Here is a 13012-nt window from a genome sequence, read left to right as displayed (position 1 = left end):
TCCTGCTCGCGGGTACACTTCCGCCACATGCGAGTTTTAGTGGCGATGAGTGGAGGCGTGGACAGCTCAGTGGCCGCTGCACGCCTTGTCCAAGCTGGCCACGACGTTGTGGGCGTGCACCTGGCGCTCTCGCAGGACCCGCAGGCCACCAGAGAGTCGGCACGCGGGTGTTGCTCGCTGGAGGATTCTGCGGACGCTCGACGTGTGTGCGACAAACTCGGGATTCCATTTTATGTGTGGGACTTTTCCGATCGCTTTAAAGCCGAGGTCATTGATAATTTCGTGTGGTCGTACGAGCATGGTGAGACCCCGAATCCATGCCTGCGATGCAACGAGAAAATCAAGTTTGCTGCCTTGCTTGAGCGCGCTGTCGCGCTTGGGTTCGACGCGATCGCTACCGGCCATTACGCAACTATCGACGAAGACGGGAACCTGCGGCGCTCGGTGGACCCGCTGAAAGACCAGTCTTATGTGTTGGGAGTGCTGACGCGTGATGAGCTTGACAAGTGCATCTTCCCAGTCGGTGATACGGAAAAACCTCAGATTCGTGAGGAGGCGGCAGCGTTCGGGTTCGCTACCGCTCAGAAGCCGGACTCCTACGATATTTGCTTTATCCCGGACGGCAACACCCAGGCATTTTTGGGTAGGTCCATCGGTATGCGCCCAGGAATCGTGCGCGATCAGGACGGCACCGAGCTCAAAGAGCACGACGGCGCGTTCCAGTACACCATCGGACAGCGCCGCGGCCTCAACCTTCGCGTGCCAGCCCAGGACGGAAAGCCGCGCTACGTCACCGATGTCGACGCCACCACGGGCACGGTTACTGTCGGGCCGCGCGAAGCGCTCAAAGTCTGGCAGATCGACGTAGACCGCCTGAAAGTACTGCATCCGGCGATGCAAGGTGAGTTCGCGGCCAATGTACAGATCCGTGCGCACGGCGGGGTCGTCGCCTGCCACGCACGCGTTGAGGGCAACAGCATGCATCTCGAGTTGGAGACGCCCCTGGAGGGAGTCGCGCGAGGGCAGGCTGCCGTGCTGTACTTGCCTGACCCGGACGGGCGCGGTGACGTGGTGCTGGGGTCCGGCACGATTTGTGGGACTTCGAGCGTGCAACCATGACGGCGTTCGGCCTCGGGGAGTTGCCCGGCACAGACCTCGTCACTGCCGCGGACGTTGTGCTTTCAGAATCACCGCTGCCACACATTCCACAGCTGCCAGAGCGTGGGATCGGGAGTGACCTGATTGGGCGAACAGCCGCGTTGCTCGACATTCCCATCGACCGCGGCCCGCGCGGATGGCGCGTTGGCACCCAGCACCGGGCGGTGCGTGACCAGATGGATCGCGACCTGGATGTCCTGGAATCGCTGTGGGCCGGCAAGCTCGATGCGATCAAAGTCCAGGTTGTCGGTCCTTGGACACTTGCAGCAGAAATTGAGATGCGCAATGGACACCGCATGATCACGGACACTGGTGCGCTGCGGGATGTGACCGAGGCGCTTGCACAGGCTATTGACGATCATCGAGAAGATGTGGGGCGTCGATTAGCTCCGACAGTGCTGCAAATCGACGAGCCAAGCCTCGACGCCGTGATGAGAGGCTCACTGCGTGGTGCGACTGATGCCGAACGCATCCCGGCATACCCAGAACCGGAGGAGCGCCTCGCAGGCTTTGGTAAGTACCTACTCCACGCGCCAATGATGATCAACGTCCCTTGGCAGACCGTAGACCTTGCGGACCTACAATCAACCGCCGAAAAAGACCGCTTTGCGCAACTGCTCGATCGCGGCAGCCGCTTCGCGCTTGCACCCATGCGGCCAAGGGATGTGTGGAACGTGCTCGACGAACTCCAAACCGACCCTGAGGCCTGCAGCTTCGACGTGTGGGCACGACCCGCGGATACGTTGAAACAGGCCGCTGCGAACTACCGTGAAGCCGCTGAAATGGCGGAAGGGCTGCGCTAACTCGCATCCCCGATCATCGGCCACGACGTCGTGAGGTTTGAGACATCACGCCCCTTCGACTCGAAGAACTCCCGCAACTCTGTTTGGAGTTTGTAGTACTCCACGGCCTGAAACTCCATCAACTCGTCCGTGCTCATCTGGGCGAGTTCAGGGTAGGTGGAGCGGACCTGCTTCCACGCAAGGCGCGCAGCGGCGGTCGCATCAGCCGTCGCATCGTGAGCGTTGTCGAGCTTCACTCCGTACAGCTCGCACAGAGCGCCGAGGTTGCGTTTCCCCTTCCTGTAGCGGTCCTTCGCCCGGTCGATGACGAGAGGGTCGAAAACCGGGCCGGTTACAGTGAAGTCTCCGGTGAGCTGTCGCAGCACAGAAAGGTCATACGGCGCGTTAAAAACGATGAGAGTGAGGCCGTCCTCCCAACCGCGCTTAATCATGTCAACTGTTTCTTGCAAGACCTCATCGTGCGGGCGGCCGTGCGCGCGGGCGTACTCCGTGGTGATGCCGTGGACCGCGGCAGCCTCTGCGGGTATCTCAACCCCTGGGTCCGCGAGCGCCTCGTGCGCGTTCGCCTGCGCACCGTCGATCGTGACAAGGGAGGACGTCACAATACGAGCAGTGCGTGGGTTCACAGAAGTCGTCTCGAGGTCGAAGGACATCATGCGGGATGCGTCGAAGAAAGCCATGCACATTACCTTACTAACCGTGTCGGACAGAGACGCTAGACTTGCACGTTATGAACGAAAATGTGAACGAATTGCCTGCTAATGACGTCGATGTGCGTCGACTCTGGGATGAGATTGCCAGCCAAGTTCGTCACCATCGGGATCTGTACTACAACAGCCAACCCGTTATTAGTGACGCCGAGTTTGATGAGCTTTTCCAGCGCTTGGTGCGACTTGAGGAAGAGCACCCCGAGCTCGCTGTTCCGGACTCACCGACGATGCAGGTCGGTGCGCCGACCGGCGGTGCGTTCGACGATGTCGAGCACCTCGAGCGGATGATGAGCCTAGATAATGTTTTCTCGGAGGCAGAGCTACGAGACTGGCTGGCAAAGGCGCCGGGCCCGTATCTGACAGAGCTCAAGATCGACGGGCTTTCGATCGACCTCGTGTATGAAAACGGCGAGCTGGTTCGCGCTGCTACGCGTGGTGACGGGCGCGTGGGCGAGGACATTACGGCCAATGCAAAGGTCATTGAAGATATTCCGCACCAGCTGCAGGGCGATGCCCCGGCGCTAGTCGAGGTGCGAGGGGAAGTTTTTATCCGGCCCGAGGACTTCCCAGATCTCAACGCTGCTCGCATCGAAGAGGGCGGGAAACCGTTCGCGAATCCGCGCAACGCGGCTGCCGGAGGCTTGCGTCAAAAGGATCCCGAGGATGTGAAAAAGCGCAAACTGCGGATGATTTGCCACGGCATCGGTGCGCGCGAGGGGTTTGCCCCGAAGACCCAGCACGAAGCCTACGAGCAGATGGCAGCCTGGGGGCTGCCAGTGTCTGAATACACAAAGCGCGCAGCAACTGCTGATGCGGTGGTGGATGCCGTTCGCTATTGGGAACAGCACCGCCACGACGCGATCCACGAGATGGATGGGCTCGTTGTAAAAGTCGATGCGGTTGAGGAACAGCGCCAACTAGGAGCGACGTCGCGGGCGCCACGGTGGGCGATCGCGTACAAGTACCCGCCGGAGGAGGTCACGACGAAACTGCTCGATATTGAGGTTTCCGTTGGGCGAACTGGCCGAGTAACACCGTACGCGGTAATGGAGCCGGTTTTCGTGTCTGGTACGACTGTCGCCATGGCGACGTTGCACAATCCGACCGAGGTCCGCCGCAAGGGCGTCCTCATTGGTGACACGGTCGTAGTGCGTAAAGCTGGCGAGATTATCCCTGAGGTGTTGGGTCCCGTCGCAGATCTTCGCACTGGAGAGGAGCGGGAGTTCGTGTTCCCCGCGGAGTGCCCAAGTTGCGGGGCAACGTTGGCGCCTGCGAAGGAAGGGGATGCGGACTGGCGCTGCCCGAATACGCGTTCATGCCCGGCCCAGCTGGCGCAACGTCTGAAGTACCTCGCCAGTCGCGGCGCCTTTGACATTGAGGCGCTGGGCGAAAAGGGCGCGCAGGACATGATTGACACTGGTGTGATCCAAGACGAGGGCGACCTGTTTGATCTCACAGAGGAAGACCTCAAGAAGTCACAGGTCTACACCACGAAGAAAGGTGCGGTAAATGCTTCTGGCCGCAAGCTACTGGAGAACCTCGACACTGCGAAAAATGCCGATTTCTGGAGAGTCCTCGTCGCGCTTTCGATTCGACACGTCGGTCCGACCGCAGCTCGTGCGCTCGCCTCCCGTTACGGCAACATGGAAGCGCTTGTCGACGCCCCACTGGAGGACCTTGCGCAAACAGACGGAGTAGGCGCCATCATTGCGGAATCGTTCCAAGAGTGGTTCCGCGTTGACTGGCACCGCGAGATCGTCGAAAAGTGGACAGCTGCTGGCGTGACGATGGAAGTTGATGCCGCCGACGTTGCTCCGCAAACCCTTGAGGGGATCACCGTGGTGGTGACGGGCACGCTCGAGGAATACACGCGTGATGGCGCGAAAGAGGCGATCGTGTCGCGTGGTGGTAAGGCATCGGGGTCTGTGTCAAAGAAGACGGACTTTGTGGTCGTCGGCGAAAATGCCGGTTCAAAAGAGCAAAAGGCGCGTGAGCTCGGCCTCAGGATTCTCAACGAGGAAGAGTTCACCCGCCTGCTCGAACAGGGGCCAGAAGGAGTTGAAGACTAGGAAATTATCGAACCGATGATGGTTCCCAAGTCTCCGATCTGAGCTACCTCTGATGCAAGGAAATCAGGGCCGCCGATGCGACCGACAACGAGAATGTACTCGGAGGCGCCGAGGGGAGTGATGGCAAGCGCGGTATCGAGTTGCCACCACGACTCTGGTGTCCACGCGTCGTTGTCCGGAACGAGCACCCGCGCATGCTCGAGCGGTGGCATGATTGGGTGGGATTGGTCATCTTCTGGTGCAGCCTGGGAGGCGCACAGGCGGTCGAGTCCTTCGGGGGTGTGCTTCAGCACCACGGCCCAGGAAGAGGTCATTGCCTGGGGGATCATCACGGTTAACTCGTCGAGTGCCTGCTTCGGATTGTTTGCAAGCTCGGCGATTTTCGCCAGCATCCGGATGTGCCCACTGCGGTCAACGCGCCCAGTGAACGGGCGGATCGAATCAACTTCAACGCCGTCGATGGCTGAAGCTGCTGTAATGAGTGCGTCGACCATCGTTCCGGTGGGCAAGCTGACAACAATGTCGTCAGTGACGGTACCGCTTGGATCAGTCTCGACGATGTCGACGGACTGAATATTTGCGTCGATTACGCCGAAGGCTTCCGCGAGTTCGCCAAGACTGCCGGGTAGGTCGGGCAAGGTCACTCGTACGAGGTAAGACATAGGCTCTTTTATAGCACTGCATACGGACAGCATGCTGCCAATTACATGAATATATGCATGCAATTGTAAAAATGAGGCGAAAAGGGATGGGGCGATGGTGTGGTGTTGCCTAGTGCGATGCGGGTTCTGGGGATAACGTAGAATGAACACGTTTTAGTGGCTAACCTACGGTAAAGATTGGACTTCACATTGGCTGAGATTTCACGCGATGAGGTCTCCCGCATCGCACGCCTCGCGCGAATTGCGTTGCAGGAGGATGAGCTTGACCAGATCGCCCAGCAGCTCGACACCATTGTTGACGCTGTTTCGAAGGTGCAACAGGTCGACACTGATGGGGTGGAGCCGATGAGCCACCCCCACTCGATTGACGCTGGCATGAGGCCGGACGTCGAGAAGAAGACGTTGACGCAGGCGCAGGCCCTTGACCAGGCCCCTGAAGTTGATGAAGAGCGCTTCGTAGTTCCACAGATCCTTGGAGAAAGTGAGTAGGCATGACTGAGTACACGCTTCCATCTGAAGGCATTGTGTCGCTTCCAGCTCACGTGCTTGCACAGAAAATCCAATCCGGCGAGCTGACGTCGCGCGAGGTTACCCAGGCATTCCTGGACCGCATTGCGGAGACTGATAACGAGCTCGGGGCATTCCTACATGTCGGCGCCGAGGAGGCTCTCGCTGCGGCAGACGAGGTGGATGCCCAGGTCGCTGCTGGTAAGCCACCGGCTTCAAAGCTGGCTGGTGTACCACTGGCACTGAAGGATTTGCTGGTGACGACGGATGCTCCGACCACCGCTGCATCGAAGATGCTTGAGGGATACCGCAGCCCGTACGATGCTACGGTAGTCCGCAAGTTGCGCGAGGCCGGTATCCCAATTCTGGGCAAGACGAACCTCGACGAGTTTGCGATGGGTTCCTCCACTGAGAACTCCGCCTATCAGGTCACCCGTAACCCGCATGACCTCGAGCGTGTTCCGGGTGGATCTGGCGGTGGTACCGCTGCTGCACTTGCCTCTGGCCAGGCACCAATTGGTATTGGCACTGATACCGGTGGCTCTATTCGTCAGCCGGCATCGCTGACAGGCACCGTCGGTGTGAAGCCGACGTACGGCGGTGTTTCCCGCTACGGTGTGATCGCTTGTGCGTCGTCGCTGGATCAGGTTGGACCGTGTGCGAACAACGTCCTCGACACGGCGTTGCTGCACGAGATTATTGGCGGCCACGATGAGTTCGACGCCACAAGCGTTGACACTCCGGTACAGGAGCTCGCAGCTGCCGCTGAACAGGGCGCTTCGGGCGATCTGTCTGGCGTGAAGATCGGACGCGTGAAGCAGTTCTCGCGCCCAGGTACCCAGCCAGGCGTCACTGAGCGTATCGACGCCGCCTTTGCACAGTTCGAACGTCAGGGCGCAGAGATCGTCGAAGTGGACTGCCCGAGCTTCGACGACGTCATGGGCGCGTACTACATCATCCAGATGTCCGAGGTTTCGTCGAACCTCGCGCGTTTTGACGGTATGCGCTATGGCCTGCGCACGGGTGACGACGGCAAGCACTCTGCGGAAGAGGTTATGGCGTCGTCCCGTGGTGACGGCTTTGGTCCGGAGGTGAAGCGTCGCATCATCCTCGGCACGTATGCGTTGTCTGTTGGTTACTACGACGCCTACTACCTGCAGGCGCAGCGTGTGCGCACCCTCATCGCGCAGGATTTCCGTCGGGCGTTTGAGAAGGTGGATGTCATCGCTGGCCCTGCCGTTCCTCAGACTGCGTTCAAGATCGGGGAGAAAGTCGACGATCCGTTGGCAATGTACAACTTTGACCTCTTCACCTTGCCGTTGAACCTGGCAGGCCTCCCGGGCATGAGCGTACCTGCGGGGACGGCAAGCGATACTGGTCTTCCTGTTGGCCTGCAGATTATTGCTCCTGCTTTTGAAGATGAGCGCCTGTACCGTGTTGGTGCGGCGTTTGAGGCTGGACGCTAGCATTCTTATCTGGCATATCCACCACGACCCCGCAGGTTACTGCCGCGGGGTCGTTTTCATTTTGATAACACCTTAATCGTCTATGTCGTGGATTTGTGTGTGAATGGGAGCATCAATTTGATGCCTGTGACCAGGGGTAATTTGATTTTTGGGCATGCGGAATAAGCCCTTTTGCCTTGAAAGCGCTAGGGTTGTGTGTATGCGACTTGCCACTCTTACCTCCGGCGGCGACTGCCCAGGGCTGAACGCCGTCATTCGCGGAATCGTCCGAACTGCCAGCGCGGAATATGGCTCGACAGTTGTCGGGTACCTCGATGGCTGGGTCGGGCTGATGGAAGACCGCAGGATTGACCTGTACGACGATGCGTTTATCGATTCGATTTTGTTGCGCGGCGGCACCATCCTGGGGACCGGCCGTTTGCACCCCGACAAGTTCAAAGCCGGTATCGACACTATTAAGGCGAATATGGATGACGCCGGTATCGACGCCCTGATCGCCATTGGCGGCGAAGGTACCCTCAAAGGTGCCAAGTGGTTGTCCGATAATGGCATTCCGGTTGTCGGCGTTCCAAAGACCATTGACAACGACGTTGCCGCAACTGACTACACGTTCGGCTTTGACACCGCAGTATCGGTTGCTACCGACGCGATTGACCGCCTGCATACGACTGCGGAATCACACAACCGCATCTTGATCGTCGAAGTGATGGGCCGCCACGTCGGCTGGATTGCACTCCATGCCGGTATGGCAGGTGGTGCACACTACACGGTCGTCCCTGAGGACCCATTCGACATTGCAGATATTTGCAAGGCAATGGAGCGCCGCTTCCAGATGGGAGAGAAGTACGGCATCATCGTTGTCGCCGAAGGCGCTATCCCGAAAGAGGGCACGATGGATGCAGGCCTCGGTGAGGAAGACGAGTTCGGCCACAAGACCTTCAACGGGATGGGGCAGATCATCGCTGACGAGATTAAGCGCCGCCTTGGTTACGATGTCCGAACTACGGTGCTGGGGCACATCCAGCGCGGTGGTACGCCAACGGCGTATGACCGAGTGCTTGCCACCCGTTACGGCGTGCACGCAGCCCGTGCCGCACACGAAGACAACTTTGATACCTGTGTAGCTCTGCACGGTGAGGATATCGATCTCGTGCCGCTCGAGTCCGCAGTGGCACACCTGAAGACGGTTCCGGAACACCGGTACAAGACTGCACGAAGCATGTTTGGATAAGAAATTTTTGGGTGGAGCGCCCGCGCCAGTGCAAAAGATTTTTGCGGAAACTGGCGCGGGCGCTCCTTTTGTGTGTCTATAGTCTGACCTATGACTGTTTCGGTAGGTGAGAAAAGAGAACCATCTAGCGGGACTGCCCAGGACCGCGCTGCATACCTCGCAACGCTGGGCTTCCCAGTGCTAGTACTGATTGGCTTCGCGCTTGGTGCAGCAGCACCTGGCGCGGTCGCCCCAATTTCTGGTTGGACTACGTGGCTCCTGGGCATTGTGATGTTCGGCATGGGGCTTACCTTGCGTCCAGTTGATTTTCGTCTCGTTTTTTCGCGTCCGCTCCCGGTACTCATCGGTGTGGTTGCGCAGTTCGTCATCATGCCTGCAATTGCAGTAGCTATCACTGTGGTGCTCGGTCTGCCGTCTGAAATCGCGGCAGGTGTGATCTTGGTTGGGTGCGCACCAGGCGGGACGTCATCCAACGTCGTTAGCTACCTTTCCCGTGGTGACGTAGCCTTGTCGGTCACTATGACGTCGGTATCGACGCTGCTTGCACCAATCATGACGCCGCTGTTGACTCTGTGGCTGGCAGATCAGCACATGCCAGTGAGTGCAGCAGCAATGGCGCTGTCGATCGTCAAGATGGTCATCGTTCCAATCGTGCTCGGTCTCGTCGTGCGCCTCGTGCTGCCTCAGCTTGTTGACGCCATCTTGCCTGCGCTGCCGTGGGTCTCTGTGATTGCGATCTCGGTGATCGTGGCGATTGTCGTGCAGGGCTCCCGTGAGAAACTTGCAGAGGCTGGTCTCTTGGTGCTGCTGTGTGTAGCAATCCACAACATCCTGGGGTACCTGCTGGGCTACCTGACTGGAAAGGTCACGCGTCAGCCGGAAACCGCTTCTCGAACAATGGCTGTCGAGGTTGGGATGCAGAACTCCGGCCTAGCCGCCACACTTGCCGCACAGTACATGAACCCAGTCGCGGCACTTCCAGCGGCAGTGTTTTCTGTATGGCACAACCTCTCCGGTGCGGTATTTGCGTTCATCTGTCGCTCCGTAGACCAGCGGAAACGTGCTATTGGCGCGCCAAGCGACACGGAGAACTAGGAGAGCACTACACTAGAACACTATGACTGCGTACGACCTGATGGATTACGACGAAGTACTGAAAAAATTCGACCCGGTTATGGGGTTGGAGGTACACGTTGAGTTAGCAACCGAGACCAAGATGTTCTCGACATCTTCAGCCCACTTCGGTGCGGCGCCAAACACCAACGTCGACCCGGTGTCGCTTGGGTTGCCTGGCGCATTGCCCGTCGTTAATGCAAAGGGCGTTGAGTGGGCAATCAAGATCGGCCTTGCGCTGAACTGCAAGATTGCGGAAAGCTCGCGCTTCGCGCGTAAGAACTACTTTTACCCGGATCAGCCGAAGAACTACCAGATTTCGCAGTACGACGAGCCGATCGCGTACGACGGCTACCTGGATGTCCTGCTCGATGACGGTACTGAGTACCGCGTTGAAATCGAGCGCGCGCATATGGAAGAAGACACCGGTAAGCTGACGCACCTCGGGTCTGCCTCGGGGCGCATCACGGGTGCGACGGCCTCGTTGGTTGACTGTAACCGCGCTGGTGTTCCGCTCATTGAGATCGTGACGAAGCCGATTATCGGTGCAGGGGAGCGTGCTCCCGAGGTCGCTCGTGCGTACGTTGGCGCGCTCCGCGAGCTTGTGAAGGCTCTCGGTGTCTCTGATGCACGCATGGACCAGGGGTCGATGCGCTGTGATGCGAACGTTTCGCTGCGCCCGATCGGTCAGGAGAAGTTCGGCACCCGTACGGAGACGAAGAACATCAACTCCTTGAAGTCGGTTGAGCAGGCCGTCCGCTTCGAGATGATGCGTCAGGCACAGGCGCTCGTCAACGGCGAAGAGATTGTGCAGGAGACCCGCCACTACCAGGAGAAAGATGGCTCGACGTCGAAGGGGCGTCCAAAAGAAGAGGCCTCTGAGTACCGCTACTTCAACGACCCAGACCTGCCCCCAGTAATTGCGAAGCCTGAGTGGGTGGAGGAGATCCGCAAGACGCTTCCGGAGCTTCCGTGGGTGCGCCGGGCGCGAATCCAGGAAGAATGGAAGTTGCCTGAGAAGGAGTTCCGCGATTTGGTGAACGCTGGCGCGTTGGATCTGGTTGTGGATACAGTCGAGGAAGGTACGACTCCTGACGAGGCGCGTGCTTGGTGGGTGTCGTACATTCAGAGCAAGGCAAACGAGCTCGGCAAGGACCTTGACGCAGTTGGAGTGACGCCAAAGGACGTTGCTCGTGTGGTCGAGTTGGTGAAAGAAGGCAAGCTGACGACCAAGCTGGGTCGCCAGGCTATCGACGGCGTGATTGCTGGCGAGGGCCATGTTGACGAGGTTGTCGCTGCTCGTGGCCTCGAGGTCGTGCGTGATGATGGCGCTATCGAAAAGGCTGTCGACGACGCGTTGGCTGCCAACCCGGACATCGTTGAGAAGTACCGAGCCGGCAACAAGAAGGTAACCGGCGCGATTGTCGGTGCCGTGATGAAGGCAACGCAGGGCAAGGCTGATCCTGGTCAGGTGAACAAGCTGATCGCGAAGAAGCTGTCCTAACCTACATCGCATAAAGGAGCCCCCGCGCCGATTCGAACCGGTGCGGGGGCTCCTCCATGTACTGCAACGAAACGGATCTATTTGCCCTTCGATGCGTTCTTGACGTCCTCGTCGGTGACGGCTGGGAACGTGCCAGTTTCGTACATCTCTGAGTAGGCCTCCCAGTCGATTGGGTCGTCGTGTGAGTCGGCGTCACCAGGTGCACCGTCGTACTCCTCGGAGTCGGGGTCGAGTGCCGGTGCGTCGTCGAGCGAGAACTCATTCTCTGGATCAGCGTGGAGATCCGCAGCGACTTCCTCCTGGACGGATTGCCACAGGTGTGTGTCACCAACGTGAGACTCGGTGACCAGGTCTTCGACCTCTTCGCGCTCCTTCGCGGACAGTTCGCTTTCTGCTGGGTCCAGCGCGGTTTCTGCGAGCTCTGCGAGGCGCTCACGTCGTTTGGTCTCTGCCGCGATACGTCCACGATCCTTGAACCAGGAAATAATCATAACGATCGAGAGCACAAGTCCGAGATAGCCAACGACAGGGTAGACCCAACCAACGAGGGCCGAGAAACCGATGAAAGACAGCGCGAAGCCAATGCCGACCACGATGAAGTAGATCAGTCGGAACTTTTCCTGACGGCCATGAGCGAGACGCCGCGCCATGGCGTAGAACATGCCTACCGCGGTGTTGTAGATCATCAAGTAAATCAGCAGCGAGACGACGAAGCCGACCGCTGGGTGCATGTTGTCAAACACCATGAGCAGTGGGAAGTCGGCGCCGTAGACGCCTTCCATGTTCATGAAAATGATGAAATTCAGGATGACCAGTAGGGTTGCAAAGATGAACCCGCCAAGCAATCCGCCAATGCCGGCTTCGCGAGGGTTGAGCTGCGAGCCTGCAATGACGAGGATCATCGAAACAGCCATGATGATGCAAAGCGTTGCGTAGTTGACAGCGGAGAGCAACCAGTTGTTGCCCACACCTGTAGCAGGTGCGTTCTGCATGGAGAGCTCGTTGATCTGGCTGATGTTGTCTGGCATGTTCACCAGCGTGATCATCAGCGCCACGATCACCGCGACGATAAGAAATGGCGTGATGATGGAAATGACGTTCGTGAGCTTGTCGACGTCCAGGAACCCCGAAAGGACAAGCAGGACGGTCATGATGGCCGCGCCCACCCAAGTTGGGAGCCCGAACTGTTGGTCAAGGTTCGAGCCTGCACCGGCGACCATGACGAAGCCGATCGCAAAAAGGGTGAACATCGTGGCGACGTCCATAAATTTCGATACAAGTGGCTTTGATACGTTCTTAAAGACGGCGCTGTGGTCGTCAGCGAGGTAGAAAGAACCCAACTGGAAGAGCGTCGAGCCAACGACGACGATAATGATGCCAGCAACAATCGAGCCGACAAGGCCCCAGTAGCCGTACGCGAGGAAGTACTGAATCACTTCCTGGCCGGATGCGAAGCCAGCTCCGACGAGCAACCCTACGAACGCGAGCGCCACACGGATAGATTTACGCATAAAACTTTATCCCTATTGAATATGTAGAAATCGAAATAAAAACTTAGCGGTGGCGTTATTGCAACGTCCACCGAACGGGAGTTGATGGTATCAAAGGCATTTCTCCAGCGCACACCATAAAACGGACGGAACAGTAGTGTTAAAGGCTCTGGGGAGTGGCGCTGATAAGCGTTCGGCCGTGGTGGGCGTGGGTCGTGACTATCGAATAAACCGCCTGGTAGTAAGGGAGAAGTTGCCAGGTGGTCAGACGGGGGAGGTGCGGGGACGTGTGGAGGGAG

The 13012-nt window shown here is 58.5% G+C and carries 11 protein-coding genes; 8 read left to right on the top strand and 3 right to left on the bottom strand.

Translation table 11 applies throughout. From position 1 onward, the window contains the following. The first annotated feature begins 27 nt into the window (after positions 1-27). Entirely contained in the window at positions 28-1119 is a 1092-nt protein-coding gene (gene mnmA, locus BJP05_RS05875; RefSeq protein WP_070362594.1) for a tRNA 2-thiouridine(34) synthase MnmA, read from the top strand. Further along, positions 1116-1961, top strand: a complete 846-nt coding sequence (locus BJP05_RS05870; protein WP_070362593.1) for a methionine synthase — start codon at positions 1116-1118, stop codon at positions 1959-1961. Before mnmA ends, BJP05_RS05870 begins: the two co-directional genes overlap by 4 nt. Here the strand turns inward: BJP05_RS05870 and BJP05_RS05865 are convergent. Continuing rightward, positions 1958-2641, bottom strand: coding sequence for a 3'-5' exonuclease (locus tag BJP05_RS05865; RefSeq protein ID WP_070363535.1), 684 nt, complete (start codon positions 2639-2641; stop codon positions 1958-1960). The two genes, BJP05_RS05870 and BJP05_RS05865, sit on opposite strands and share 4 nt — an antisense overlap. Before the next feature lie 50 nt (positions 2642-2691). Here BJP05_RS05865 and ligA point away from each other — a divergent pair, with 50 nt between their 5' ends. Beyond that, entirely contained in the window at positions 2692-4740 is a 2049-nt protein-coding gene (gene ligA / locus BJP05_RS05860) for an NAD-dependent DNA ligase LigA (RefSeq protein ID WP_070362592.1), read from the top strand. Here ligA and BJP05_RS05855 read toward each other — a convergent pair. After that, positions 4737-5402 (bottom strand): amino acid-binding ACT domain protein, encoded by a 666-nt coding sequence (locus tag BJP05_RS05855; RefSeq protein ID WP_070362591.1) that lies wholly within the window; start codon positions 5400-5402, stop codon positions 4737-4739. The genes ligA and BJP05_RS05855 overlap by 4 nt on opposite strands. A 189-nt stretch (positions 5403-5591) precedes the next feature. On the opposite strand from BJP05_RS05855, the gene gatC reads away from it, so the two are divergent. The 5 genes from gatC (at position 5592) to gatB (ending at position 11223) form a co-directional block, all read left to right on the top strand. Next, complete coding sequence (gatC, locus tag BJP05_RS05850) at positions 5592-5891, top strand: Asp-tRNA(Asn)/Glu-tRNA(Gln) amidotransferase subunit GatC (protein WP_070362590.1); 300 nt, start codon at positions 5592-5594, stop codon at positions 5889-5891. 2 nt (positions 5892-5893) lie between these two features. Further along, positions 5894-7375: an Asp-tRNA(Asn)/Glu-tRNA(Gln) amidotransferase subunit GatA gene (gene gatA, locus BJP05_RS05845; RefSeq protein WP_070362589.1), complete on the top strand. Its 1482-nt coding sequence runs from the start codon at positions 5894-5896 to the stop codon at positions 7373-7375. 199 nt (positions 7376-7574) lie between these two features. Next, positions 7575-8606, top strand: coding sequence for an ATP-dependent 6-phosphofructokinase (locus tag BJP05_RS05840; RefSeq protein ID WP_070362588.1), 1032 nt, complete (start codon positions 7575-7577; stop codon positions 8604-8606). A 90-nt stretch (positions 8607-8696) separates the two neighbouring features. After that, positions 8697-9701: a bile acid:sodium symporter family protein gene (locus tag BJP05_RS05835; RefSeq protein ID WP_070362587.1), complete on the top strand. Its 1005-nt coding sequence runs from the start codon at positions 8697-8699 to the stop codon at positions 9699-9701. A 22-nt stretch (positions 9702-9723) separates the two neighbouring features. After that, positions 9724-11223: an Asp-tRNA(Asn)/Glu-tRNA(Gln) amidotransferase subunit GatB gene (gene gatB / locus BJP05_RS05830; protein WP_070362586.1), complete on the top strand. Its 1500-nt coding sequence runs from the start codon at positions 9724-9726 to the stop codon at positions 11221-11223. Positions 11224-11300: 77 nt separating this feature from the next. On the opposite strand, the gene BJP05_RS05825 is transcribed toward gatB, so the two are convergent. Further along, entirely contained in the window at positions 11301-12734 is a 1434-nt protein-coding gene (locus BJP05_RS05825; RefSeq protein ID WP_070362585.1) for a hypothetical protein, read from the bottom strand. Positions 12735-13012 lie beyond the last annotated feature (278 nt).

Source organism: Corynebacterium sp. NML98-0116 (assembly GCF_001767255.1).
Classification (GTDB): Bacteria; Actinomycetota; Actinomycetes; order Mycobacteriales; family Mycobacteriaceae; genus Corynebacterium; species Corynebacterium pseudogenitalium.
This window is presented reverse-complemented; position numbering and strand designations above follow the sequence as displayed.